20 protein-coding genes are annotated in these 26,821 nt (G+C 60.4%); 11 read left to right on the top strand and 9 right to left on the bottom strand.

The window, feature by feature from the left end:
* Window positions 1-136 precede the first annotated feature (136 nt).
* The 3 genes from guaA to G5182_RS00475 all read right to left on the bottom strand — a co-directional run bounded on the left by guaA (window position 137) and on the right by G5182_RS00475 (window position 4,269).
* The gene (gene guaA, locus G5182_RS00485; RefSeq protein WP_421254068.1) at window positions 137-1,726 is read right to left on the bottom strand and encodes a glutamine-hydrolyzing GMP synthase; all 1,590 of its coding nucleotides are present in this window, start codon (window positions 1,724-1,726) and stop codon (window positions 137-139) included.
* A gap of 84 nt (window positions 1,727-1,810) precedes the next feature.
* Window positions 1,811-3,274 (bottom strand): IMP dehydrogenase, encoded by a 1,464-nt coding sequence (gene guaB, locus G5182_RS00480; protein WP_317102131.1) that lies wholly within the window; start codon window positions 3,272-3,274, stop codon window positions 1,811-1,813.
* Between the two features lie 443 nt (window positions 3,275-3,717).
* Entirely contained in the window at window positions 3,718-4,269 is a 552-nt protein-coding gene (locus G5182_RS00475) for a cytochrome b (RefSeq protein WP_421254067.1), read from the bottom strand.
* 290 nt (window positions 4,270-4,559) lie between these two features.
* Here G5182_RS00475 and xseA point away from each other — a divergent pair, with 290 nt between their 5' ends.
* Entirely contained in the window at window positions 4,560-5,939 is a 1,380-nt protein-coding gene (gene xseA / locus G5182_RS00470) for an exodeoxyribonuclease VII large subunit (RefSeq protein ID WP_421254066.1), read from the top strand.
* A 116-nt stretch (window positions 5,940-6,055) separates the two neighbouring features.
* On the opposite strand, the gene G5182_RS00465 is transcribed toward xseA, so the two are convergent.
* Window positions 6,056-6,775, bottom strand: a complete 720-nt coding sequence (locus G5182_RS00465; RefSeq protein ID WP_005337027.1) for a GntR family transcriptional regulator — start codon at window positions 6,773-6,775, stop codon at window positions 6,056-6,058.
* A 247-nt stretch (window positions 6,776-7,022) separates the two neighbouring features.
* On the opposite strand from G5182_RS00465, the gene mngA reads away from it, so the two are divergent.
* Both mngA and mngB read left to right on the top strand, forming a co-directional pair.
* Window positions 7,023-8,969, top strand: coding sequence for a PTS 2-O-a-mannosyl-D-glycerate transporter subunit IIABC (gene mngA / locus G5182_RS00460; protein ID WP_421254065.1), 1,947 nt, complete (start codon window positions 7,023-7,025; stop codon window positions 8,967-8,969).
* Window positions 8,970-9,055: 86 nt separating this feature from the next.
* Window positions 9,056-11,710 carry a mannosylglycerate hydrolase gene (mngB, locus tag G5182_RS00455; protein WP_421254064.1) on the top strand — a complete coding sequence of 885 codons (2,655 nt, stop codon included), beginning with the start codon at window positions 9,056-9,058 and terminating at the stop codon, window positions 11,708-11,710.
* A 164-nt stretch (window positions 11,711-11,874) separates the two neighbouring features.
* On the opposite strand, the gene G5182_RS00450 is transcribed toward mngB, so the two are convergent.
* Both G5182_RS00450 and G5182_RS00445 read right to left on the bottom strand, forming a co-directional pair.
* Window positions 11,875-12,864 carry a D-alanine--D-alanine ligase gene (locus G5182_RS00450; RefSeq protein WP_058057457.1) on the bottom strand — a complete coding sequence of 330 codons (990 nt, stop codon included), beginning with the start codon at window positions 12,862-12,864 and terminating at the stop codon, window positions 11,875-11,877.
* A 204-nt stretch (window positions 12,865-13,068) separates the two neighbouring features.
* Entirely contained in the window at window positions 13,069-13,677 is a 609-nt protein-coding gene (locus tag G5182_RS00445; RefSeq protein ID WP_040066372.1) for a 2OG-Fe(II) oxygenase, read from the bottom strand.
* Between the two features lie 338 nt (window positions 13,678-14,015).
* Between G5182_RS00445 and G5182_RS00440 the strand changes: the two genes are divergently transcribed.
* Window positions 14,016-14,492, top strand: coding sequence for a glutathione peroxidase (locus tag G5182_RS00440; RefSeq protein WP_040066373.1), 477 nt, complete (start codon window positions 14,016-14,018; stop codon window positions 14,490-14,492).
* A gap of 161 nt (window positions 14,493-14,653) precedes the next feature.
* The gene (locus G5182_RS00435) at window positions 14,654-16,054 is read left to right on the top strand and encodes a DEAD/DEAH box helicase (protein ID WP_421254063.1); all 1,401 of its coding nucleotides are present in this window, start codon (window positions 14,654-14,656) and stop codon (window positions 16,052-16,054) included.
* A 98-nt stretch (window positions 16,055-16,152) separates the two neighbouring features.
* Here G5182_RS00435 and hutW read toward each other — a convergent pair whose 3' ends face one another.
* Window positions 16,153-17,514 (bottom strand): heme anaerobic degradation radical SAM methyltransferase ChuW/HutW, encoded by a 1,362-nt coding sequence (hutW, locus tag G5182_RS00430; RefSeq protein ID WP_216953862.1) that lies wholly within the window; start codon window positions 17,512-17,514, stop codon window positions 16,153-16,155.
* A gap of 253 nt (window positions 17,515-17,767) precedes the next feature.
* Between hutW and G5182_RS00425 the strand changes: the two genes are divergently transcribed.
* On the top strand, window positions 17,768-19,363 hold the full coding sequence (locus tag G5182_RS00425) for a methyl-accepting chemotaxis protein (protein WP_421254062.1): 1,596 nt from the start codon (window positions 17,768-17,770) through the stop codon (window positions 19,361-19,363).
* Window positions 19,364-19,497: 134 nt separating this feature from the next.
* Here G5182_RS00425 and G5182_RS00420 read toward each other — a convergent pair whose 3' ends face one another.
* On the bottom strand, window positions 19,498-20,514 hold the full coding sequence (locus G5182_RS00420; protein WP_421254061.1) for a S66 family peptidase: 1,017 nt from the start codon (window positions 20,512-20,514) through the stop codon (window positions 19,498-19,500).
* Window positions 20,515-20,778: 264 nt separating this feature from the next.
* On the opposite strand from G5182_RS00420, the gene G5182_RS00415 reads away from it, so the two are divergent.
* The 5 genes from G5182_RS00415 to cysG all read left to right on the top strand — a co-directional run bounded on the left by G5182_RS00415 (window position 20,779) and on the right by cysG (window position 26,320).
* Entirely contained in the window at window positions 20,779-21,621 is an 843-nt protein-coding gene (locus tag G5182_RS00415) for a patatin-like phospholipase family protein (RefSeq protein WP_005333746.1), read from the top strand.
* A 200-nt stretch (window positions 21,622-21,821) separates the two neighbouring features.
* Window positions 21,822-22,880 (top strand): anaerobic sulfite reductase subunit AsrA, encoded by a 1,059-nt coding sequence (gene asrA, locus G5182_RS00410; protein ID WP_421254060.1) that lies wholly within the window; start codon window positions 21,822-21,824, stop codon window positions 22,878-22,880.
* Between the two features lies 1 nt (window position 22,881).
* A complete protein-coding gene (gene asrB / locus G5182_RS00405) occupies window positions 22,882-23,721 on the top strand; it encodes an anaerobic sulfite reductase subunit AsrB (RefSeq protein ID WP_021229668.1) in 840 nt (279 codons plus the stop codon).
* A gap of 11 nt (window positions 23,722-23,732) precedes the next feature.
* The gene (gene asrC, locus G5182_RS00400) at window positions 23,733-24,743 is read left to right on the top strand and encodes a sulfite reductase subunit C (RefSeq protein ID WP_421254059.1); all 1,011 of its coding nucleotides are present in this window, start codon (window positions 23,733-23,735) and stop codon (window positions 24,741-24,743) included.
* Window positions 24,744-24,940: 197 nt separating this feature from the next.
* A complete protein-coding gene (gene cysG / locus G5182_RS00395; RefSeq protein ID WP_421254058.1) occupies window positions 24,941-26,320 on the top strand; it encodes a siroheme synthase CysG in 1,380 nt (459 codons plus the stop codon).
* 116 nt (window positions 26,321-26,436) lie between these two features.
* Here the strand turns inward: cysG and G5182_RS00390 are convergent, their stop codons facing one another.
* Window positions 26,437-26,754, bottom strand: coding sequence for a heavy metal-binding domain-containing protein (locus G5182_RS00390; protein ID WP_216953896.1), 318 nt, complete (start codon window positions 26,752-26,754; stop codon window positions 26,437-26,439).
* Between the last annotated feature and the right edge of the window lie 67 nt (window positions 26,755-26,821).

Genomic DNA, 26,821 nt, shown 5'->3' with positions numbered 1-26,821 from the left:
TATGACAGGGGCAAGGTGGCGAAAAAGCTGCTCGAAAAAAGAAGATATGTGGCGCAAACGATTGAGAAAAGAAAAGACGCCTCAAGGGCGTCTTTTTTGCATTTTTATGCTCGAAGGGTAGAAGGGCTAGCGCCGCTTATTCCCATTCGATAGTTGCGGGCGGCTTGCCGGAAACGTCGTACACCACGCGGGAGATACCGTTGATCTCGTTGATGATGCGATTCGATACGTGACCGAGGAAGTCGTACGGCAGATGGGCCCAGTGGGCGGTCATAAAGTCGATGGTTTCGACGGCGCGCAGGGCAATGACCCAGTCATATTTGCGACCATCGCCCATGACGCCAACGGAGCGCACCGGCAGGAACACTGCGAACGCCTGGCTGACCTGGTTGTAGAGGTCGGCTTTACGCAGCTCTTCGATAAAGACCGCATCGGCGCGGCGCAGAATATCGCAGTACTCTTTCTTCACTTCGCCAAGGACGCGCACGCCCAGACCCGGGCCCGGGAACGGGTGACGGTAGAGCATGTCGTAGGGCAGACCCAGCTCGAGGCCAACGCGGCGCACTTCGTCTTTGAACAGCTCGCGCAGCGGCTCGACCAGACCCATCTTCATCTCTTCCGGCAGGCCGCCGACGTTGTGGTGAGACTTGATGACGTGGGCCTTGCCGGTCTTGCTGGCAGCAGATTCGATAACGTCCGGATAGATGGTGCCTTGCGCCAGCCACTTGGCGTTTTTCAGCTTTTTCGCTTCATCATCAAACACTTCGACGAAGACGCGGCCGATGATCTTGCGCTTGGCTTCCGGCTCGTCAACACCGGCCAGGGCAGAGAGGAAGCGCTGTTCGGCTTCAACCTTGATGATGTTCAGACCAAAGTGGTCACCAAACATCTCCATCACCTGCTCGCCTTCGTTCAGACGCAGCAGACCGTTGTCCACGAAGACGCAGGTCAGGCGATCGCCGATGGCGCGGTGCACCAGCATGGCAACCACGGAGGAGTCGACACCGCCGGAGAGACCGAGGATCACTTCATCGTCACCTACCTGCTCGCGGATGCGGGCAACGGCGTCGTCGATGATGGTGGCCGGGGTCCAGAGGCATTCGCAGCCGCAGATGTCTTTGACGAAGTGCTCCAGCATGCGGGCACCCTGACGGGTGTGGGTCACTTCCGGGTGGAACTGCACGCCGTAGAAGCGCTTGGCCTCACACGCCATGGCCGCGTGGGGGCAGGTCGGGGTCTGGGCGATGGTGGTGAAGTCGGCCGGAATGGTGGTGACCTTGTCACCGTGGCTCATCCAGACATCCAGCAGGGCATTGCCGTTGTCGGCGATGGCATCTTCGATATTGCGCAAGAGGGCGCTGCTCTTGCCAGCTTCGCCCAGCACTTCCACCTTGGCGTAACCGAACTCACGCTCGGTAGAGGATTGCACCTTGCCGCCCAGCTGCTCGGCCATGGTCTGCATGCCGTAGCAGATACCGAACACAGGGACACCGGCGTTGAACACATACTCGGGGGCGCGCGGGCTGCCCGCTTCGGTGACGGACTCGGGGCCGCCGGAGAGGATGATGCCGCTCGGATTGAATTCGCGGATCTGCTCTTCGGTTACGTCCCAGGCCCACAGTTCGCAGTAGACGCCGATTTCGCGCACACGGCGGGCGATCAGCTGGGTGTACTGGGAACCGAAGTCGAGGATAAGGATACGGTGCTGGTGAATGTCTTTAGTCATTTTATTCCTGCATCAGGCTGATGTTGTCACAAAGGGCACGGGATAAAAAAATGGTGGAAAAACGGGGCGCAGGGCCCCGTTTTATCAGCCCATCCGATAGTTGGGGGCTTCTTTGGTAATGGTCACATCGTGGACGTGGGACTCTTTCATCCCGGCGCCGGAGATGCGCACGAATTCAGCTTTGGTGCGCATGTCGTCGATGGTGGCGCTGCCGGTCAGGCCCATGGAGGAGCGCAGGCCGCCCATCTGCTGGTGGATGATCTCTTTGAGGCGACCTTTATACGGCACGCGACCTTCGATACCTTCCGGTACCAGCTTGTCGGCGGCGTTGTCAGTCTGGAAGTAGCGGTCGCTGGAGCCTTTGGACATGGCGCCCAGAGAGCCCATACCACGGTAGGATTTGAAGGAGCGACCCTGATAGAGCTCGATCTCGCCCGGCGCTTCTTCAGTACCGGCGAACATGGAGCCCACCATGACGCAGCTGGCGCCCGCGGCAATGGCCTTGGCGATGTCGCCGGAGAAGCGGATACCGCCATCGGCAATCACCGGAATACCGGTGCCTTCCAGCGCGTCAACGGCGTCGGAGATGGCGGTGATCTGGGGCACGCCCACGCCGGTTACGATGCGGGTAGTACAGATGGAGCCCGGGCCGATACCGACCTTGACGGCGTTGACGCCGGCAGCAACCAGCGCCTTGGCGCCCGCGGCGGTCGCGACGTTGCCACCGATGATCTGCAGATCAGGATAGGCGTCGCGGGTAGCTTTGATGCGATCCAGCACACCCTGAGAGTGGCCGTGGGAGGAGTCAATCAGCAGCACGTCAACACCGGCTTCCACCAGCGCGGCGACGCGCTCCTCGTTACCGGCACCGGCACCAACGGCAGCACCGACCCGCAGACGACCCTTGTCATCTTTACAGGCGTGCGGCTTGCGCTCGGCTTTCTGGAAATCTTTAACGGTGATCATGCCCTTGAGTTTGAAGTCGGCGTTCACCACCAGCACTTTTTCGATACGGTGCTTTTGCATCAAGGCAACCACCTCTTCGCGAGGGGCCCCTTCACGCACGGTGACCAGACGATCTTTCTGGGTCATGATCTGTTCAACGGTCTGGGAGAGGTCAATCACGAAGCGCACGTCACGGCCGGTGATGATACCGACCAGCTGATTGCCGTCAGTCACCACGGGGTAACCGGCGAAGCCGTTCTTGTGGCTCAGCTCCTTGATTTGGGCGATGGTCATGTCAGGGCGCACGGTAACGGGGTCGGTGACCACGCCGCTCTCGTACTTCTTGACCTTGCGCACTTCGGCAGCCTGCTGCTCGATGGACATGTTCTTGTGGATAAAGCCGATACCGCCTTCCTGGGCCAGTGCGATAGCCAGACGGGCTTCGGTCACTGTGTCCATGGCAGCGGAGATCATCGGGATGTTCAAGCTGATGGCGGAGGTCAGCTTGGTACGCAGATCGGCAGTATTGGGAAGAACTTCGGAGTGGGCGGGAACCAACAGTACATCGTCGAAGGTTAACGCTTCTTTGGCAATCCTGAGCATGGCAATATCTCACCGTTGAGGAAGTGGGGGTGTAAAATATTGCCGACGAAGTTTACTCACGCATTGGTCACTGGTAAAGAAGTTTTTTGAATTTTTTATGGCATAGCCCTCTTTTAGGCGGCCAAAACGCCAAAAAACCAAGATTATCAGTACGAAAAGCGCCATTTCGGGGCAAAAGAGTTGGCTAGCCGGTGATTTATGCAAAACCGGTAGGTGCCGACGCAGCGCAACCCCCATGCAACGGGATGATCGACAAGGGCTCAGGGGCAAGTGGCCTCTGACCCCCCTCCCCTTGTTTTGTGTCCTTGTATTCTCTCTTGCCCTCGCGGTGACCACTCACACCGGTATCATTCTCTTCTCAATGTCCCTTGCTCGGTCTGGATAATAAATTTCACCCGCTGACAATATATATTTTCTGGCACTACAAGGGTTGCCTCTCTTTATTATTTTCGCCCCACCATCCGCAGCAAGGTATTATCTTTATCCAGCAGATGATGTTTCAACGCTCCGACAATGTGCACCAGCAAAAATGCCAGCATGACATATGGCAAATATATATGGACTGTGTGAGCAATATCCCGAACGGATTCACTGAATGGAATCACATTGGCAGGATCATGGATATCTGGATTCATCGGGATAATAGACCAGCCAAATATCGCGACACCTCGGCCAGCAGCTGCGGAATAACAGAGACCGGACACCGGAATAAGCAGCGTTGAAATCAGCAAACCCCAGTGGATCGCCCTAGCTGCCAATGCCTCGTACACAGGATATTGACGCACAGGCTCAGGCCACCCTTTAACAAGGCGGAGAATGGCGCGGGGCAGGATCAAGATCAGTGCAATCATCCCCAGAGATTTATGCAGGGCATAGAGATCCCATATTTCAAATTTCACCATCAGATAACCTACAAGGGTCAGGCCAATCATCAGCAAGGCAACCGACCAGTGCAGCAAACGGGTCGTCAAACTTAAGTGGGTTGAGGGATTCATAAGCTACTCCAAACAGGGGGCGAGTGAACGCTGGTCAAGATGGTGGCGCCGTGAACATCAGCAGCACCTGAGATATCAACGGCATCGAGGCAAGCTGCAACGCGGCCAGATGCGGGCAAGCGCGAGGGCTTTTATCGGGAGCCATACTGCCTGCCCGGATAAACGGCAGCGTTTCCAATCTTGCTTTTCTGCTGCTGACGCCTCCTGCTTAACGCCCTCCCCCTGTTTCGGGTTAAGATAGCGGCCATCGTTTTATCCCGGCCCCGCCGGAGCAGACCACAGGTACGCCATTGAACCGATTTACTCCATCCAGTACGGCGAACGGCCGCGAGCAGCAGGTCTTTACCGTCACCCGCCTCAACAGCGCCGTGCGCATGATCCTGGAGCAGGATCTGGGGCTGGTGTGGCTGACCGGCGAGCTCTCCAATCTGGCGATGCCAAGCTCCGGCCACTGGTACTTCTCCCTCAAGGACATGTCGGCGCAAGTGCGCTGCGCCATGTTCAAGGGCAACAATCGGCGGGTGGCCTTCCGCCCGCAGGATGGCATGCAGGTGCTGGTGCAGGCGCGGGTCTCCCTCTATGAGCCGCGCGGCGACTACCAGCTGATCATCGAGTCAATGCAGCCGGCGGGTGACGGCGTATTGGCCCTGCGTTTTGAAGAGCTCAAGCGCCGCCTCGGTGCCGAGGGGCTGTTTGACGAAAGCCGCAAGCGGCCGCTGCCCAGCGAACCGCGGGCGGTGGGCCTTATCACCTCCGCCACCGGCGCGGCTTTGCACGATATGCTGACAGTGCTTAAACGGCGTGCGCCGGATCTACCGGTCTTTATCTACCCGACTCAGGTACAAGGCAGCGCCGCCATCAGCCAGATCGTCGCGGCGATCGCCAAAGCGAACCAGCGCGCCGAGGTGGATGTACTGATCGTCGGACGCGGCGGCGGGTCGCTTGAAGATCTCTGGTGCTTTAACGAAGAGGCGGTGGCGCGTGCCATTGCCCACTCAGCCATACCTGTGGTAAGCGCGGTGGGCCACGAGGTGGATGTCACCATCAGCGACTTTGCCGCCGACTTGCGCGCCCCAACCCCATCGGCTGCCGCCGAGCTGGTGGCGCCGGACAATCAGGCCCGCATCCAGCGCCTCGCCCACCTCAAGCAGCGACTGCTGCAGGCGATGAGTCGCCAGCAGACCGCCGCCCGCCACGATTTCATCCTGCTGCAAAAGCGGCTCGACCATCAGGATCCGAAGCGGCGGCTGGAGCAGCAGTCCCAGCGCCTCGACGAGCTCTCCACCCGTTTGCAGCAGCTATTGCGCCAGCGGCTGCATCAGGGTGAGCGGCGCCTCACCAACCTTGAGCTGCGCCTGCAGGGCAAGAGCCCGGAGCGCCTCTTGGCCGCTGGCAAGCGCCGCCATCAGCTGGCCGAGGAGCGGCTTCATGCCCTGATTGCCAAGCGGCAAGACCTTGCCAGTCACCGCCTCGCCATGCTCACCGCCCGCCTCGACGGGGTGAGCCCGCTTGCCACTCTGGGTCGCGGCTACTCCATCACCCGCACTGCACGTGGCGAAGTCATCAGCCGCGCCGATCAGGTCAACAGTGGCGACCAGCTCCTCACCACCCTGGCGCAAGGTAGCCTGCAGGTGCGGGTCGAGGAAGTTATCAAAGACTCTGCACAGTAGATCGGCTGCATCAAACCACCAGCCAATCTGCTATTCAGCCTGGCAATCAGCCAAAAACAAAGGCCACCACCGCATACAGGGTCGTGGCCTTTTTAATCTCGGGTGCTTGCGCCTGCTCACCCCTTGGCGCGGCGGGCGACCAGGGTGAACTTGTAATCATCGCTCTTGAAGAAGTTGCGACTGAACTCGAACACAGTGCCATCTTGCAAGAAGCCACGGGAGACCTTCTCGATAATGGGCTTGGCAGGATCGATACCGAGCGCCTCCACCACCTGCGCCGAGGGGAGCACCGGAATTATCTCCTGCTCGCTGCGGTCAATCACCAGCTGCTTCACCTCTTCGATGTAGTGGTACTTGGAGCCCTGCATCACCGCATAGCTGAGGTCAGGGAAGAGGGCGAGCGGCATCCAGGTCTCCTCCAGCGTTACCGCGATCTGGCGAATAAAACGCACCCGCTTGACGTAGTAGACCAGCGCCCCTTCCAGCAGATTAAGTCGCTCGGCCAGCTCGCTGCTTGCCTTGATCACCTCGAAAGCGAGAATGTCGCTGTGGGTCTCGGCCGCCGGATCAGTCACCTTCTCATAGAGGCTGGTGAGCTGATAGATGTCGTAGTTCACCTTCTCCTGCCGCACATAGCTGCCGCTGCCCTGAATGCTCTCGATGACGTTGAGTTCGGTCAGCTGCTTGAGGGCCTGGCGCACCGTCACCCGGCTCACCCCGAACTGCTCGCGCAGCTCGGCTTCGGTGGGCAGGGCATCGCCGGGGGCCAGCTCCCCTTGCGCAATCCACTGCTGGATGGTGTCGGCTATCTGGCGATACATGGGTTTTTTCGACACGAAAGGCCACCTCGTCGGCTCTGCGCCATGATAAATGGAAGAGGCGCCATTCTACCCCAGTTGCCCGGCAGACAAAACGGCTCGGCCTCATTTGACCTAACAAATCACCTTAAACAAACAATACAAAAACAATACAAATAATGAATTGTATGATACCACTCACAAAAATCAGTCGGCCGGTTTGTTAGCATCGCTGTCACTTTCACCATGACGGCTTGCTGGCAAGCCAACCTGACAGAGGATCATCATGAATCTGACCAGTCTTACCGGCCCCCATCTCATCACGTTGCAAACCCGGTTTGCCGATCGGGATGCGGCCATTCATGCCCTGGCTGATCGGCTCGATCAGGCCGGCAAGCTGCACGACAAGGCTGCCTTTCTGGCTGCGGTCATGGCCCGCGAGGCACAGGGCCCCACCGCCCTTGGCGAAGGGCTGGCGGTACCCCACGGCAAGTGCGATGCGGTGCGTGAAGCAGCCTTTGCCGTCGCTACCCTGAGCGAGGAGCTGGGCTGGGAGGGGATCGACGGCCCCGAGCCGGTCAACCTGATCTTCATGCTGGCGATCCCGACCGATCAGGCGGGCTCGACCCATATGCAGCTGCTCACCACCCTCACCACAGCCCTGGTGGATGACGATACCCGCGAGGCGGTGCTGGCGGCCCAGAGTGCCGAGCAACTGATGGCACTGCTCGATGGTGAGGGGGATAGTGGCAAGAAACCAGAAAAAGAAGACAACTTAAATACAAATAAACCCACTGTGGTCTGTGTCACTGCCTGTCCGGCGGGGATCGCCCACACCTATATGGCTGCCGAGTATCTGGAAAAGGCGGGGCGCAAGCTGGGTATTCGGGTGCTGGTCGAGAAGCAGGGTGCCAACGGCATCGAGGATCGCCTGCCGCAAGAGGCGCTCGATGCTGCGGTGGCCTGCATCTTCGCCGCCGAGGTGGCCATCAAGGAGCAGGAACGTTTTGCTGGCATCCCCCGGATCGAGACGCCGGTGGCCGAGCCCATCCGCCATGCCGAGCGGATCCTGAATGAGGCGCTGGAAGCGGCCAAGGCCGGTCGCACCGCCCCGACGCCAAACCCCAGCCAGAGCGACGCGCCGACTGGCAAGAAGGTGAGCCTCAAGACCGAGCTCAAACAGGCGCTGCTGAGCGGCATCTCCTTTGCCGTACCGCTCATCGTGGCAGGCGGTACCGTGCTTGCCGTCTCTGTGCTGCTGGCCCAGATCTTCGGCCTGCAACATCTGTTTGATACCGAGAACTCCTGGCTCTGGATGTACCGCAAGCTGGGCGGTGGCATGCTGGGCACCCTGATGGTGCCGGTGCTGGCGGCCTATACCGCCTATTCGCTGGCGGACAAACCGGCGCTGGGCCCGGGCTTTGCGGCGGGACTGGCCGCCAACATGATTGGCTCCGGTTTTCTCGGCGGCGTGGTCGGTGGTCTTATCGCCGGTTACCTGATGCGCTGGGTCAAGCAGCATGTGCGCCTTAGCCCCAACTTCAACGGCTTTCTCACCTTTTACCTCTATCCGGTGATCGGCACTCTGGTGGCGGGCAGCCTGATGCTGTTTGTCATCGGCCAGCCGGTGGCCTGGCTCAACAACAGCCTCACCGAGTGGCTCAACGGCCTCTCCGGCACCAATGCGCTGGTGCTGGGTGCCCTGCTCGGCTTTATGTGCTCGTTTGACTTGGGTGGCCCGGTCAACAAGGCGGCATACGCCTTCTGCCTCGGCGCCATGGCCAACGGGGTCTACGGCCCTTACGCCATCTTCGGCGCGGTCAAGATGGTCTCGGCCTTTACCGTCACCTTCTCCACCCTGCTGGCGCCACGCCTGTTCCAGACCTTCGAGATCGAGACCGGCAAATCGACCTGGCTGCTGGGGCTGGCGGGGATCACAGAGGGCGCCATTCCGATGGCCATCGAAGATCCGATCCGGGTGATCGGCTCCTTCCTCGCAGGATCGGTGGTCACCGGCGCCATGGTGGGTGCCATGGGAATTGGTCTCTCCACCCCGGGGGCCGGCATCTTCTCCCTGTTCCTGCTCCACGATGGCGGCCACGGCGCCTTGATGGCTGCCGCCGTCTGGCTCGGGGCGGCGCTGGTGGGCACCCTTATCTCCACTCTGGTGCTGATCGGCTGGCGCCGTCACGCCATGCAGCGCGGCACTTATCAGGTGGTTGCCGCAGAGTAAGGCTCATCTTCACCACCACTTTTTCAACAGACTATTTTTCCGCACGGCAGGCAAGGGCCGCCGTGCGTCAACAAAGGATCATTGTCATGACTGTTTCACGAGTTCACATCACGCCGCACATGCACTGGGATCGGGAGTGGTACTTCACCACCGAGGAGTCCCGCATCCTGCTGGTCAACAACATGGCTGAGATCCTGGCGCGTCTTGAATCCGACCCCGACTACAAGTTCTATGTGCTGGACGGCCAGACTGCGGTGCTGGAGGATTACTTCGCCATCCAGCCCGAGAACAAAGCCCGGGTGAAGGCGCTGGTGGAAGCGGGCAAGCTCATCATCGGCCCCTGGTACACCCAGACCGACACCATGCAGGTGAGCGGCGAGTCCATCCTGCGCAACCTGCTCTACGGGATGCGCGACTGCCTTAGCCTTGGCGAGCCGATGAAGATCGGTTACCTGCCCGACTCGTTCGGCATGTCCTCCCAACTGCCCCACATCTTCAACGGCTTCGGGATCGATCGGGCCATGTTCTGGCGCGGCTGCTCCGAGCGCCACGGCACCGACAAGACCGAGTTCCTCTGGCAGAGCAACGATGGCAGCGAGGTGACCGCCCAGGTGCTGCCGCTCGGCTACGCCATCGGCAAGTACCTGCCAGAAGATGAAGCGGGGCTGCGCAAGCGGCTCGAATCATACTTCGAGGTGCTGGAGAAGGCCTCGGTGACCAAGGATATCCTGCTGCCCAACGGCCACGACCAGATGCCGCTGCAACAGAACATCTTCGCCATCATCGACAAGCTGCGGGAGATCTACCCCCAGCGTGAATTCCACATGAGCCGCTTCGAGCAGGTTTTCGAGCGCATCGAGGCGTGCCGAGACCAACTGGCCACCCTCAAGGGGGAGTTCAACGACGGCAAATACATGCGGGTGCACCGCACCATCTCCTCCACCCGGATGGACATCAAACTGGCCCACGCCGCCATCGAGAACAAGATCGTCAACATCCTCGAGCCGCTGGCGAGCATCGCTTGGGCGCTCGGCTTCGAGTACCACCAAGGGCTGCTCGAGAAGATGTGGAAGGAGATCATGAAGAACCACGCCCATGACAGCATCGGCTGCTGCTGCAGCGACAAGGTGCATCAGGAGGTGATGACCCGCTTCATTCTGGCCGACGACATGGCCGAGAACCTGATCCGCTTCTACATGCGCAAGATTGTCGACAACATGCCGGTGGCGCTCTGTAAAGACGGGGTACAGGTGGCCGACAAGCTCTGCCTGTTCAATCTGATGCCCTTCCCCCGTCAGGAGGTGATCAACACCAGCATCCGCATTCGCGCCCAATCCTTTGCCCTGCGCGATGAAGCGGGCCAGCCGGTCCCCTACTTCATCCGCGCCAGACGCGAGATTGATCCTGGTTTGGTAGACAGACAGATCGTGCACTACGGCAACTACGACCCCTTTATGGAGTACGACATCCAGCTCTGCCATCCCCTGCCGGCCATGGGCTACTGCACTCTGCATATCGAGGGTAACCAGCTGGGACTGGAGCAGCCGGTGACGGCCAGCGGCAAGCTGCTGGAGAACGATTTTTACCGCATCGCCCTCAATGACAACGGCACTTTGCAGATCCTGGATAAACTGCGCGGCATCACCTTTGATCAGGTGCTCACGCTGGAAGAGGGCTCGGATGATGGCGACGAGTATGACTACTCACCATCGCGGGACGAATGGCTGCGCTACTCCACCGAGTTTGCGGTGACTCGCGAGGTTACCCATCAGGCGTGGCAGAGCATCGCTACGCTCAAACTGCGTATGGCCTTGCCGGCCAACCTCGCCGAGCGGGCCAACCGCCAGTGCAGCGGCCACCTCGATGTCACCTGCCGCATCACGCTTGCACATCAGAGCCCGCGTATCGATATCGAGCTGGAGCTCGACAATCAGGCTGATGACCACAGGGTGCGGGTGCTGATCCCCACCCCCTTCCCGAGCGACACCGTGGTCTCTGACAACCAGTTTGGCTGCATCACCCGCCCCACTCGCGACCGCGCCATGGCGAACTGGGAGGCAGAAGGGTGGAAAGAGGCCCCCATTCCGGTCTGGCAGCTGATGAACTTCGTCGCCCTGCAAGATGGCAAGCAGGGGCTGGCGGTACTGAGCGATGGTCTGCGCGAGTTTGAAGTGATCGGTGAGCAGTGCGACACCCTGGCACTCACCCTGCTGCGCGGGGTCGGCGTACTCGGTAAAGAGGAGCTGCTGCTGCGCCCGGGTCGCCCCTCCGGCATCAAGCTGCCCACCCCGGACTCCCAGGTGCGTGGCAAACTCAGCTGCCGTTTCAGCCTACTGGCGTTTGCCGGCGATCACATCAGCGCCAACGTGATGCAGGCGGCGCGCCGCTACCTCACCCCGGTGCGCTGCTACAACAAGATCCCGTTCGATGCCATGAAGCTCAACAAGGCGAGCTTCACCACCCCGCTCCACTTCAGTCTGCTCTCCATGGATCCCTCCGGTCCGGTGCTGAGTGCCCTGAAGAAAGCCGAGGATGAAGAGGCGCTGGTGATCCGGGTCTACAACCCGAGCGAGCAGGCTGTGCTGAAGGGTGGCAAAGTGAGCTGCGAACACGCCCTGAGCGACTGGCAAGCGGTGCGGATGGACGAACAGCCCCTGCCCCTTGAACTGGCCGCTGGCGAGTTTGGCGAGCTGGCGCCGTGCCACTCCCGCAGCGTGCGCTTTCGGGTGGCTCGCGGCTAACCGCCGGTAACACCCACAGGTAGCAACAGGCGGGGAAGAGTCATCCCCGCCTGTTTATCCCTTCAAGCTGGCCTGCCCCGCTTGATAAAGACATAAAAAAATCCCCGCCGATTGGCGGGGATTTTTATTGGGCCCTGCTTCATCCCGCGAGCGGGAGAGCGCACTTAGCTGGCCTTGCGCAGGATCTGCTCAAGGTAGTCGGCGAAGCGGTGACCATGATGCTCCAGCAGTTTCGGGAACATGGAGATGGAGGTCATGCCCGGGAAGGTATTGATTTCATTCAGCAGGATCTCCCCCTCCTCGGTCAGGAAGAAGTCGATGCGCGAGAGATGAGTCAGTTTCAGCTGACGGAACGCCTTGAGGGCATACTCGTGGATCGCATCGGCCTGCGCCTGGGTCAGCCCCTCGGCACGCAGTGCAGTCTCGGTATGGCTGGCGCTGCTGTACTTCTCTTCATAGGTATAGAACTTGTCCTGCGGCACGCAGATCTCGCCCGGATACGTCGCCACCAGCTCGTCACCATACTGGTAAACCGCCACTTCCAGCTCGCGCGGCTTGACCGCTTTCTCGATCAGTACCTGTTCGGAGTAACCGAAGGCATCGGCAATGCCTTTTACCAGATCCGCTTCGTTGCTGGCGGAGTAGCAGCCAACGGAAGAGCCCTGGGAGGCCGCCTTGATAAAGACCTTGCCCCACTTGGCCAGCGCGGCTTTGGCCTCGGCGAGCGCCGCCTCATTTTGCTCGGTCAGGAACAGGTACGGGGTGTTGGGAATGCCGATGGCGGAGAGCCACAGCTTGGTGCTGATCTTGTTGAAGCAGATCTTGCTCGCCTCGGCATCACAACCGAGATAAGGCAATCCGGCCAGTTCGAGGAAGGATTGCAGATCGCCGGTCTCACCCGGGTAGCCGTGGATGCAGGGCACCACGTAATCCACCGGACGGGCCACGCTGTCGAACGAAAGCAGCTTGTCGAGCCCCAGCTTGCACTCGCGGCCATCGGCACTTAGCCAGCGATCGGCGAACATCTCGACGCGGGTCACTTCGACACCGGGCAGAAGGCCCAGTTGTTGCTCGAGGAAATTGGCGCTGCGCAGAGAAACTTCGTGCTCTGAGCCACCGCCGCCGCACAGCAGCAAGACATGCATGTTCTTCATTAGATGTGATCCCTTGGGAAAAGCGGCCTCGTCATGACCATTTGATAAGCCAACCACCATAAAAACCGGACGAAGCCAGATACGAACATAAGTGCGCGCCAGTGTAGCAAGGGAGATCAACCCTTGTCAGCTGATGGGAGACCCATGACCCCACTTCTTGCAGTGAAAAGTCTCCCCTGTGTCAAAATCGGGACACATTGCCCCTCAGCGCGGGGGATCGACCCTTCCCATGCCGTTGCCATTGACCCGAAACCAGCCGGCAATACTGTAGCGCTCGCGATTGGCAGGCAGTACCTCGTGGGGAAACTCCTCGGAGAGAAACATGACCAGCCGCCCCCCCTTGGGGCTGACATCCATCAGAAACTGCTCCTTGTCGTCATACATGCGCAGCACTCCACCCGCTTCGGGCAGCCAGTCGTTGTTGAGGTAAAACACGGTGGTAAGACGGCGGTTGGAGCGACCGGCAAAGGCATCCCGATGGGTGGCGTAAAAATCCCCGCTGCGATAGCGGGCGAAGTGGGCCTCGTAGTCGAACAATCCCAGCATCAGCATCCGGTTGGCGGCAAGACGCAGGGACTCCATCCGGGCGAGGTAGTCAGCCACCGGCGCACCGAGGGAGGGCTCCAGCCAGTGGATCTGGTCACGGCGAATGTCGGGATTGCCCTGGTGCAGGGCGTCACGGCCGATCCCGGCCGGTTGCCATTCGCTTGGCAAACAGGCTTTGAGGGCATCCACCTCGGTGGCGGTCAAAAAATCATCCACTATCACCCATCCCCGGGTGTAAATGGCATCCATGGCAGCTTGATAGTCCAAGATTGGCTCACAATGAGTAGAAAGAGGGCGCTTTGTAGCGACTTACCGGCAAAGTCACAAACCGGTTTGCTTCTCTTGAGAAGTCCCAACATCAATACGCGAGTTGCTGACCGCCGCCCCGCATTTTTGTCGCCAGTTGTGATCCCGCGCTGCCATGGAGCGTATTGGCTGTCGAAACTGTGATGGCCCTTGCAATCAAGGGGACGGATCCTTGCTCTCACCTTGCCGTTAAAAGAGCCAACCGATACCGTAGCCACATCACCATCATGTCGTTAGGCCGGCGCTCATCGCCACAACCGACCTGACACCCCACGGATAACCACGAGAAGGATCTGCTTATGCCTCTGCCCGACCTTATTTTGCAACAACTGGATGGAAGCCCCTACCCGCTGACTCAACTGGCGGGCAAGGTGGTACTGGTGGTCAATGTGGCTAGCCGATGTGGCTTTACTCCTCAATACGAGGGGCTGGAAGCCCTCTATCGCGAGCTGGGGCCAGAGGGGTTGGTGATCCTGGGCTTCCCCTGCAACCAGTTCGGCAATCAGGAGCCGGGGGATGCGGACGAGATCGCTCGCTTCTGCTCTCTCGATTATCCGGTCAGCTTCCCCATCATGGCCAAGTGCGATGTCAACGGTGAACAGGCCCACCCCCTCTATCAATGGCTCAAGAAAGAGAAACCGGGGCTGCTGGGGCTCGAAAACGTCAAGTGGAACTTCACCAAGTTCCTGATCGACCGTGATGGCAAGGTGGTTGACCGCTTTGCTCCCACCACCAAGCCAGAGAGTCTGGTCACCCCCATCCGCGACCTGCTCTGATTGCTTTTCGCGATACAAAAGAGCGGCCGGTACAACAGCTACTGCGCAGCGGCCGCTCTTTTGCTATATTACGCCCCCGTTATCATTTCCATATCGTGGCTGGCCCCAATACGCTGGCTGCCCGTTGAGCCAAAGGCTCATCTCAGGAGTTTCTCTCGAACATGTCATTCAACGAACTGGGTCTGTCCCCGCACATCCTGCGGGCCGTCAAGGAGCTGGGTTACGAACAGCCAACCCCCATCCAGCAGCAAGCCATTCCGGCTATTCTGGCTGGTCAGGATGTGCTCGGCGGTGCCCAGACAGGCACAGGCAAAACGGCCGGTTTCACCCTGCCGATGTTGCAGCGTCTGCTGGCCAACCACGGTCGTGGCCGTCGTCAGGTGCGCGCCCTGGTACTGACCCCGACCCGCGAACTGGCGGCACAGGTGGGCGAGAGCATCATCAAGTATGCCCACCACCTGCCGTTCAAGACTCTGATCGCCTATGGCGGTGTCAGCATCAAGCCCAATCTGGACGCCATCAAGCTGGGTGTGGACATTCTGGTCGCCACCCCGGGCCGTCTGCTGGATCTGCTGACCCAGGGCGCCCTGACCCTGAGCCAACTGGAAGTGCTGGTGCTGGATGAAGCGGATCGCATGCTCGACATGGGCTTTATCGTCGACATCCGCCGCATCATGAAGGCGCTGCCTGCAGAGCGGCAAACCCTGCTCTTCTCTGCCACCTTCTCAAACGACATCAAGGCGCTGGCGGATGACCTGCTGAACGACCCCACCCTGATCGAGGTGGACCCCAGCAATACTGCCGCCGAGCAGGTGACCCAGCGCATCATTCAGGTGGATCGGGAACGCCGCCGCGAGCTACTCTCCCACATGATTGGCCGTGGCAACTGGCAACGGGTGCTGGTGTTTGTTCGCACCAAGCAGATCGCCGACCGCCTCGCCCAGCAGATGCAAAAAGATGGTCTCAATACCGTGGCGATCCACGGTGACAAGAGCCAAGGTGCCCGCAACCGGGCGCTGGCCGATTTTCGCAGTGGCGAGGTGCGGGTGCTGGTGGCGACCGATATCGCCGCCCGCGGTCTGGATATCGATCAACTGCCCCATGTGATCAACTTCGAACTGCCCCAGATGGCGGAGGATTACATCCACCGTATCGGCCGTACCGGCCGCGCCGGTCGTGGCGGCGAGGCCATCTCGCTGGTCAGCCAGGACGAGCTGGGTCAGCTCAAGGCTATCGAAGCCTTGATCGGCCAATCCCTGACCGTGGAGATCCTGGAAGGGTATGAGCCAAGCGGCAAGCCGAGTCGCCAGACTCTGCCGGGCAGCAAGCCGGTGCAGAACCCGCCCCGGGCTCGCGGCCATGCCAACGCCAAGAGCAATGCCAAAGGCAAACCTGCCGCAGGCAAGGGCAAAGCCAAGGATGATGCCTCCAAGAAGCCCGCCCAGTCTCCTCAAAACAAGTCCCGCAAGCGGGAAGTGGTGGGCGAGGATATCGGCTTTGCGCCAATGCGCCGCTTGCCCAAAGCAATGCGCGACAGCTATCAGGAGAGCAGCGACGAGTAAGCTCGCGCGACGCTAACTGCCAAGCCAAAAGAGGGAGCCTGCAAGGCTCCCTCTTTCGTTGTGGATCACACGGAGCCGTGCAAATGCTCCACTCGGGCTCAGACCAGCGAATGGCGCACCGCGGCGGTACCATGGCTGGGCGGCGCTGAACCATCGAGCGGATTGAGCTGCAGGAACTCGAACAAGCCAGCCTGCATATTGACGTTCCAGAAGCGTCCGGCAAGGGTGAGTTGCAGTCGCTCATGGCTTATCTCGGCCAAGCCATGCTGCTGCCAGGCCGAGAAGAGCGGCATCAGATGAGCACGCAAGGAGACCGGCAGACGATCCAGCGCCAGCACGCCACTGTCGAGGGCACCGCGCAGCAGACCGTCCATCCTTGCATTGGGATTGCGCCCCATCACCATCCCGGGCGCCCGCTTGCCACTGGCCAGCGCGTCGTGCCAGGGGGCCAGATCCCGTCCATACATCAAGCCGTGGCCAAGAATGCTGCCCCCCGCACCGGCGCCAAAGGGGAGGATCTCCGCACCGCGCTTGGCCATCTGGTTATAACGACTCTGCTCGGCCGGACTGCGCCGCCAGTGACTGCAAGAGAGACGCTCCCAGCCGTGGGCTTCCAGTTGCGCCCCGCCATAGGCATACATGGCCGCCCGCTGCTGGCCATCGGCGAGCCAATCCAGGGTGCCCTTCTCCTGCGCCCGCTCCAGATTGGTGCCCTGCATGGCGATGAGCTGATAGAGATCGGCCCCGTGTACACCGCTCGCCATCACATCGCGGATATCCTGCTGCCACACGGCATCATCCTGACCGGGCAGACCAAAGATGAGATCCGCCACGATCACAGCCGCATCATCCCGGGTCAGCTCACCCAGACGGGTCAGCAGCGTCTCCCTGTCATCGAAACGGGCCGCCTGCTGACGAACCCGGGTATCAAAGCTCTGCACCCCGAATGAGAAGCGGTTGAAGCCCCCGGCCAGCGCCACCTGCCATTTCTCATTATCAAAGCCGTTGAGCCGCCCCTCCAGCGTCACCTCGGCATCGGCCGACAACGGAAAACGGCGGATCACGGCGGCCAGCATGGCCAGCTCGTCGGCGCTCATGTCGGTCGGCGTACCGCCCCCCACATAGACGGCTGAAAATGGCATGCTCTGCGCCAGCGGGGTGTCAGCCGCCTGCGCAAGGGAGGCGCACAGAGCGTTGACATAGCGGTTGATCCGCGCCGGGTTGGCGCCATTTTCAAAGAAATTGCAGAAGCTGCAGCGCTTGCGGCAAAACGGAATATGGATGTAGAGGGCGCGCTCCTCAGCTTCACTCTCTCGCTGCCACCAGCTCTGCCAGCCAGCCTCATCCAGCGGGAAGGGGCGCATCCCTCCCCGACTGGCGTGGGCCGAGGTCTTGGCGCTAAAGGCAAACTTGAGGGGATCCGGCGAGGAGATACCGGTCATGGAAGGGGTCAGATTCATGGTGGTCACTATTTAGTAAATAATGACAATGATAACGATTATCGTTACTGGCATTTTGTTCTGGATCAACCCGCAGAGCCGTGCAGCTCGTCGAAGTCATTTTGGCAACCAGCATTACCGATCTGCTTAACAGATTATTTACTAAAGAGCGGTTATGGTGTGCCGATAGAGAACCATCATTCTTGCTCTCCTCGCCTACGCTCAGATGAAGCTGGAACAGATAAAACACAACAACGCATGGAACGCCCCGACTATGCATAACCTCTCCCTGAACTGGAAAATCTTTCTCCCTCTTGCGCTGGTCATCAGCACCACCTTTGGCCTCAGCTTCGAGCTCTCTGCCTGGCTGCAACGGGATCTCGCCATCCGGCTGGCAGAGGAGAAGGTTGAGAGCATGGCCAACACCTATATGGATCAGGTCAACGTGCTGATGATGACAGGTGGCATGGCCAACCGGCAGATAGTGCAGACCAAACTCAAGAGTGAAGCGGGCATTGTCGAGGCTCGTCTGGTTCGAGCCCCGGCCGTCAGCAACCTGTTTGGCCCGGGTTTCCCGGACCAGAAAGCCCAGGACAGCTTCGACGAACGCGCCATCAATCAGGGGGAAACCATCCTGCAGCAACAGGGTAACCAGCTCACCCTGATCAAGCCGTTCAAAGCCTACAAGGAGTATCGCGGTACCCAGTGCACCACCTGCCATCAAGTGCCTGAAGGCACTGTCATGGGAGCGGTGCGGATCAGTTACGATCTCAGCCATACCTTCGGCGAGATCCGCCACAACAACCTGATCCTGAGCGGCAGTCTGGCCCTTGTCTTCAGCCTCGGTTTCGGCCTGCTGTGGTGGGTATTGCAACGCTATGTAAAACACCCGCTGCGGCAACTGCAACGTACCATGCTCCAGATGGCCAAAGAGCGTAACCTCGCTATCCCCCTGCTCAACCAGAGTCAGGATGAGCTGGGCCAGATGACCCGTGCCGTCAATGAGATGGTGCAGGGCTTCAGGCACAGCCTGCAGGAAGTAGAAGGTGCGACCCATCAGCTCTATCAGGAGTCGAGCCAGATCCGTCAGGTGGCGACCCAGACAGAAAACTCGGCCCGTCAGCAAGAGTCGATGACCACTCAGGTTGCCGCCGCTGTAAGCGAGCTTGCGGCAAGCTCCCACGAAGTGCGCGAACATGCCCGCAAGAGCGCCGAGCTCTCCGCCCTCACCAATCAGGATGCCGCCAATACCAGCCGCCTCGCCCAGCACTCCATCATAGATATGGGCGAGATGTCGGCAGAAATTGATCGGGTGGATCAGGTGATCCAGCAACTCGATAGCCGCTGCCTCGCCGTTGACGGTGTGCTTGAGGTGATCAAGGGGATTGCCGATCAGACCAACCTGCTGGCCCTCAACGCCGCCATTGAAGCGGCCAGGGCCGGCGAGCAGGGCCGTGGCTTTGCGGTGGTAGCCGATGAAGTGCGGGCCCTCTCTAACCGTAGCCGCGCCGCCAGCGAGGAGATCTCCCAGATGATCGCCGCCCTGCAAAACGAGGCCCAAAGCGCCGTTGTGGTGATCGGGGATGCAAAAAGCAAAGCCGGTGAGAGCATCAGCAAGACAGAGGCAACCCTGGCGGCCATGCAAAACATCATTGGACGCATTGCCAGCATCAATGACCTCAACGCCCAGATGGCACAATCAGCAGAAGAGCAGGACAGGGTCTGCAGCGAAGTGGATCACGCGGTCAGCGACATTCGCAATACGTCCAATGACACTCTGGGTCAGGCCCATGCCGCCAACCTCGCCAGTATCCAGCTGGTCGAGCAGTGTCAAAAACTGGAGGCCTTGCTGAAAACCTACCGCTGGTAATCCAGCCAATGGCAACAAGCGCGCTCCCGAGTCGCGCTTGTTGCCACAAACTACCCTTGATGGGCGGTGTCGAGCATTCATCAATCCTCTTCAGCACATAGCATGTGTGCTTCATCTCCCTCGGCAACATAGCCTCAACAGTCATCCCACCAGGGATCCAGCAAGGTGAGCTGCTGGCGGTCGAGATCGAGCGCTACCTCGATACCCAGCGGCAGCGTCAGCATGGGGTGGGTATGGGCGCAGTCAAACTCCGCCAGAATGGGGAAGTTCGGCTCCCCCACCACCTCCAGCAGGATATCGAGGGGGCGCTTGCCGCTACCCTGATCGTTGAACAACTCGTGCTTGCCGAGGATAAGCGCACCGATCCGCTCAAACACCCCGCACAGCTTGAGGTGAGCAAAGGAGCGCTCCAGCGTCTCGGCAGATTTCAGGCTGTCCTCCAGCAGCAAAATGTCGCCGTGCTCGATGACGGGCATATAGGGGGAGCCCCAGATCCCCGCCATGGTGTTGAGGTTGCCGCCCATCAGTCGCCCCACTACCCGGCCAGAACCCACCGAGATCAGCCGATTGGGCTGGCACTGCTTGGCCCGGGTCTGGTTCTCCCAATCCAGCCGTTCATCGCTCCACTGCGCTGGCGTAGGCAGCGTGCAGGGGACACCAACTTCGTCGGCCAATGCAATCTGTAAAAAACTGGCCAGCGTCTCATCCACCAGCGGCGGCAACTCGCCAAAGGAGGCCACCAGCGCCGGGCCATAAAAGGTAACCAGGCCAGTTTGGGCATGGATGCCGAGCAGCAGTGCCGTCACATCGGAGTAGCCAACGATGATCTTGGGATCGCGCCTCAGCGCATCAAAATCGAGGTAATGGAGCAGAGAGTTGGAGTTGCTGCCGCCAATCACCGACATGATGCAGCGTACTTTGGGGTCGCGAATAAGGGCGTTGAGCTCTTCGGCCCGTGCGGCGATGGAGCCGGATCGCCAGTGATCCTGCTGGCCGGTGAGGCTGCCCGCCTTGAGCCTAAAGCCCTGCCCTTCAAGAAAGGCTTTTGCGCGGGCAAAACGGTTGGGAGCCCAGGCGGTCGCCGCGCTGGAGGGGGAGAAAAAAGCGATGGTATCGCCACGTTTAAGCAGCGGGGGAACCAATAACGTCATGACACACTCATCCTTGCCAATATCCAGCCATCACAGAGTCGTTGAGACTCCTACACAACCCCTTTGATCACAACGGGTTTATCACCATCGTTTAGAAATACAAAACACTTGATTCATTATTAACAGATATTCTAAACACTATCCCCTTCCTAGAATGACCTCATTGCGATGGCCAACCCGGTTGGTTGTCAGAATGGTCGGCCTGACAGCCCGAACGTTCTCTTTCCCACTTTTTCTCTCTGACTTATCAATGAGGTGCCTGTCATGAACAAAAACGCATCCCCCAGCGCATTGGTTGTAGAAGGCGGCGCCATGCGCGGCATATTTGCCAGCGGCGTACTGGATGCGTTTATCGAGCATGACTATCGCCCCTTTGACTTCGCCATCGGCGTCTCGGCGGGGGCCACCAACTTGCTGGCTTATCTCGCCAGCCAGCATGGCCGCAGCCACGAGATCCTGACCAAACTGGCGTGCAGCCAGCAGTTTATGGACCCCCTGCGCTTTGCCAAGGGGGGCAATCTGGTGGACATCCACTGGCTGTGGAACACCAGCTGCCGCAAGTATCCCCTCGACATTCACGCCTACCGGGAGACCGGCATCCCCTTCTATGCGGTGGTGACCAATACCCTGACCGGCAAGGCGGAGTACATCCGGGTCAAGCCGGAGAACATGAACGAGGTGCTGCCCGCCAGCTGCGCCATTCCCCTCGCCTCCCACGAATACCCAGAGGTGCACGGGGTACCGATGACAGATGGCGGGGTGGCCGACTCCATCCCGGTGATCGAGGCCTACCGCCGCGGTGCCCGTCACCTGACGGTGATCCTCTCCGAGCCCCTTGGCTATCGGCTCAAGCCGATGCCCTTCCCCTGGATGATCCGTACCCTGCTCAAGACCCGCCCCGCGCTGGCACAGGCGCTGGAGCAGCGGGATCGCAGCTACAACGAGGCGCTCGATTTTATCGCCAATCCGCCGGAGGACTGCCAGATCGAGGTGATCGCCCCGGCCGACTACTTCCCCGTTTCCCGTTTTACCCGCGATATCAACAAGCTGGAGATGGGATACGTGATGGGCAAGTGCGCAGGCTATCAGGCCGCCCTGCTCAATTGATAAGGGTTTTACAGGCATGACCCGACCTGCCGCGACGCTCGCGCCGCCAACACAATAACAATCGGGTCAGTTGAGCAACATGAGTCATAAAAACAGACCGTGGCGAGGCAAGCGCGGCCAGAACCGGTGCCAGACACCCTGACCGGCCCGCGCCTCATCCCTATGCCAGGGCATCTCACCCTCATACAAGGTGTTTATTTATGTCGTTTCTTCTCACCCATCCCGCGCTGGCGCAGCTGTTCGAGCGGCTGCTGCCCGATTACCGGATCATGGCGCCCGCGGCCGAATATCGGGGCGGCCGCTTCTCCGACACCGATAACGTCACCTACCACAGCATCCGCCATCCGGCCGAGCTGGTGTGGCAGGAGAAGTCCCACTTCTCCCCGAAAGAGGTGGTGCTCCCCATCACCCAGACCTTGTTCCACTTCGACAATCTGGAGCTGCGCGAATCAAAGGTGGAGGCCAAGCCCACCCTGCTGTTCTTGCGCAGCTGTGATATCCACGCTCTGCGCAGGCTGGATCAGGTCTACCTGAAAAATGGCCAGAACAGCGACGTCTACTACGCCCGGCTGCGCAGCAAGCTCAAGCTGGTGCTGCTGGAGTGCCGTGAGAGCTTCGAGAACTGCTTCTGCGTCTCCATGGGCAGCAACGAGACCCAGGACTACGCCGCCGCCATTCGTCTGAGCGATGAGGGTGCCCGTATTGAGGTGAAGGATCCCGAGCTGCTCGGCTACTTTGCCGAACTGGGTGAATCCGATGACTTCACCCCGGAATTTGTCCAGAGCAATCCGGTCAAGGTTCGCACCCCGGACAGCGTCTGTGACGACCCCCAGCGGATCCGCCAGGTCCTCACCGCTCATCCGGTCTGGGCCGAGTACGACAGCCGCTGCATCGGCTGCGGCCGCTGTACCACCTCCTGCCCGACCTGCAGCTGCTACAGCGTGCATGACCTCACCTATGCGGAGAACCCCAAGCAGGGCGAGCGCCGTCGCCAGTGGGCCAGCTGCATGGTGGATGGCTTCAGCGACATGGCCGGTGGCCACGGTTTTCGCCCCAAACATGGCGAGCGCCTGCGTTATCGCGCCCTGCACAAGGTCAACGACTACAAGGCCCGTCAGGGAGAGGAGCACATGTGCGTCGGCTGTGGCCGCTGCGACGATCGCTGCCCTCACTACATCTCCTTTAGCAACATCATCAACAAGATGACCGATGTGGTCGAACAGACCATCGCAGCCGACAACGCGCAGGGGGCGAACTGATATGTGCCAGTGCCAGCAAACCGCAACAGCAGAACCGCAGCAGGACGTGGTCGAAAACCGCCTGCTGCCCAAGGCCTACACCATTCTGGCCATCGAGCGCCACACCGAGCTGGAGTGGAACTTTCGAGTATCACGCGACTTTGATGTTCACTACGGCCAGTTTGTGGAGATCTCCCTGCCCACCGTCGGCGAAGCACCCATCTCGGTCTCCGACTATGGCGATGGCTATGTGGACCTGTTGATCCGCAAGGTCGGCAAGGTGACCGATGCGCTGTTTGCCCTTGATGTGGGCGACAAGGTGTGGATGCGCGGCGTCCACGGCAACGGCTACCCGCTGGAGACCTACCGCAACCAGCACCTCATCGTGGTGGCGGGCGGCACCGGCGTCGCGCCGGTCAAGGGGCTGCTGCGCCGCTTCAGCAAACATCCGGAAGAGGTGAAATCCCTCGACATGATCCTCGGCTTCAAGAACGAGCAGGCGGTGCTCTATCGCCACGAGATGCCGCTCTGGGCCGAGCAGCAGAACCTCATCGTCACCCTGGATGAGGGCAAGGAGAGCGAGCAGTTTCGCATTGGCCGGGTCACCGACTACATCGACCAGCTGGATCTCGCTGACAAGGAGGATATCCAGGTGATCGTGGTCGGCCCCCCCATCATGATCCGCTTCGTGGTGCTCGCCTTCCTCGAGCGGGGCATCCCCAAGGATCGCATCTGGGTCGACTACGAACGCCGCATGGCCTGCGCCGTGGGCAAGTGTGGCCACTGCCGGATGGGCGACACCTATATCTGCGTGGATGGACCGGTCTTTCGTTTTGACCAGGCCCAGCATCTGATCGACTGAGGGAGAACACCATGAGTCTCGATATCGACATCATCAAGGCCCGCGCCAAGAATGAATACCGCCTCTCCAAGGTGCGCGGCGAAGCGATGATCAGCGTACGCATTCCCGGCGGGATCATGCCCGCCCACCTGCTGGCAGTGGCCCAGCAGATCGCCGAACAGTACGGCAACGGCCTGATCCACCTCACCACCCGCCAGAAGCTGGCGATGCCCGGCATCAAGTATCAGGACATGGACAAGGTCAACGCCGCCCTCGAACCCTTTATCAAGGAGATCGAGGTGGAGACCTGCGGCATCGAGGTGGAGGACACCCAAGCCGGTTACCAGACCATCGGCGGACGCAACATCGTTGCCTGTCAGGGCAATACCATCTGCCAGAAGGGCAATATCGACTGCACCGGGCTGGCCCAGCGGATGGAGAAGCACCTCTACCCCAACCCCTATCACCTCAAGATGGTGATCGCCGGCTGTCCCAACGACTGCGCCAAGGCCAACATGGCCGACTTCGGCATCCTCGGCATCGCCAAAATCCACTTCAATGCCGAGCGCTGCATCGGCTGCGGCGCCTGCGTCAAGGCATGCAGCCACCACGCGGTGGATTGCCTCGCCATCAAGCATGGCAAGGCGGTCAAGGAGGAGAGCAAGTGCATCGGCTGTGGCGAGTGCGTACTGGCCTGCCCGACCCTGGCCTGGCAGCGGGATCCCAAGCAGCTCTACATGGTCAAGCTGGGAGGACGCACCAGCAAAAAGACTCCCCGTACCGGCAAGCTGTTTCTCAACTGGGTCACCGAAGAGGTGCTGCATGCGGTGATCAAGAACCTGTTCGAGTTCGAGACCGAGATGCTGGATGGCAAACCCATCTATCTGCACATGGGTCACCTTATCGACCGGGCCGGTTATCACAAGTTCAAGGAGCGGGTGCTGCGCGGCGTCACCCTCAATCCGGAAGCCATGGTCGCTGACCGCATCTTCTGGGCCGAAGATCAGTACGTCGCCAACATGCACGTCAAAGCAGTGCCATAGGAAAAACCTCGTTTGGGGAAGCGTGATCAAGTGGCCGACACCGGTGGGGATCTGTCGTTGGCCCGGGCGTAGATCACCCTTCCCCTTTTTTATTCCCGTCGGGGGATCTTTCCCCCGACCATCCGGGGTGCGTCACGGCGCGCCCTGCTATCTCGCCCGGCGCGGCATTGCGAGCGGGCCAGCATCCGGAGCCTGTTATGGACTTTCTCCCTCTCTTTTGTCAGCTGCAAAACAAACCGGTCCTGATCGTCGGCGGCGGTGAGGTGGCGGTACGCAAGGCGCGCCTGCTACTCGATACCAAGGCGAAGATCACCATCAATGCCCCGCATCTGGAACCCCAGCTGATGAGCTGGGCCGAGCAGGGCCGCCTGACCATCTGCGCTGCCAATTTTCATCCCGAACTGCTCGATGGCAAGTGGCTGGTGATCGCTGCCACCAATAATCCAGAGGTCAACCATCAGGTCTTTCATGAGGCGAGCCTGCGCCAGATCTTCTGCAATGTGGTGGACTCTCCGGCCCACTGCAGCGCCATCATGCCTGCCATCATCGACCGCTCGCCGCTGATGGTGGCCATCTCCAGCGCAGGCGCGGCCCCGGTTCTAAGCCGCCAGCTGCGGGAAAAACTTGAAGCCATGCTGCCGCAACACCTCGGCCAGCTCGCGGCGCTGGCGGGCAAGCTGCGCGAGCGGGTCAAACTCATTCCGGACAAGCTGGCCCGCCGCCGCTTCTGGGAGCGACTCTTTAGCCATGAGCGACTGGCATGCCAGCTGGCCCGCGGCCAGCAGCAAGCTGCCGAGCAGAGCGTCGCAGAGCTATTGAATGAGCCACTGCAGAGCAAGGGAAGCGTAACCCTGGTGGGCGCCGGCCCTGGCGATGCGGGACTGCTTACCCTAAGCGGTCTGCAGCAGTTGCAGCAGGCGGATGTAGTGGTCTATGACCGGCTGGTGTCGCAGGAGGTGCTGGCACTTGTGCGCCGGGATGCCGAGCGGATCTTTGTTGGCAAGGAGGCGGGCCGCCACTGTGTGCCCCAGCAGGCGATCAACCAGCTATTGCTGGAGCAGGCCCGCCTCGGCAAACAGGTGGTGCGGCTCAAGGGGGGCGATCCCTTTATCTTTGGCCGGGGTGGCGAGGAGCTGGAAACCCTGGCCGAGGCGGGCATCCCCTTCTCGGTAGTACCGGGCATTACGGCTGCGTCGGGCTGCGCCGCCTACAGCGGCATTCCCCTCACCCACCGCGATCATGCCCAGCGGGTGCAGTTCATCACCGGCCACGACAAGGAGGGCAATATCGCCCAGGAGTGGTCGGCGCTGGCGGCCCGCCGCCAGACTCTGGTCTTCTACATGGGGCTGGCCCACGCTGCCCGCATTCAGGATGAGCTGCAAACCCACGGCATGCCCGGTCATACCCCGGTGGCGCTGGTGGAGCAAGGCACCCAGCTCAGTCAGCGGGTGGTGCGCGGCGAGCTGCAGCAGTTGGCCGAACTGGCCCGTCAGGTGAAGAGCCCGAGCCTCATCATCATCGGCTCGGTGGTCACTCTGGCCGACCAGCTCGACTGGTATAGCAACGACAGAAATTGATCAATAAACGAGAAGGGCCGACAACCGGGTTGTCGGCCCTTGGGCAGCCAGCAGTTATCCACTTTATCCGTGACCCTGCCTGCGACGGCAGTTGTCGGCAACCCTTGCGTGGCGCATCACACCAGCACGGCAGTACCACTGATGCTGACCATCAGCATGCTGCCGTTTTGCCCCACCACTTCGTAGTCGATATCGATACCGACCACCGCATTGGCGCCAAGGGCGGCAGCGCGCTCTTTCAGCTCATCGAAGGCGATGTCGCGGGCACGGGCCAGCTCTTTTTCATAGGCGCCGGAGCGGCCGCCGATGATGTCGCGGATCCCGGCAAAGAGATCCTTGAAAATGTTGGCGCCGAGAATGGCTTCGCCAACCACGATGCCGCGGTATTCACGAATGGTTTTGCCTTCCAGCGTGGGGGTCGTCGAGAGGATCATCTTGAACTCCTGTGAGTAGCAGAAGGCCCCAGACTACCCCAACTGACAGCAAATCCCAACCGGGTGG

The sequence above is a fragment of the Aeromonas sp. 600948 genome, from assembly GCF_049174875.1.
Lineage (GTDB): Bacteria > Pseudomonadota > Gammaproteobacteria > Enterobacterales > Aeromonadaceae > Aeromonas > Aeromonas veronii_A.
This window is presented reverse-complemented; position numbering and strand designations above follow the sequence as displayed.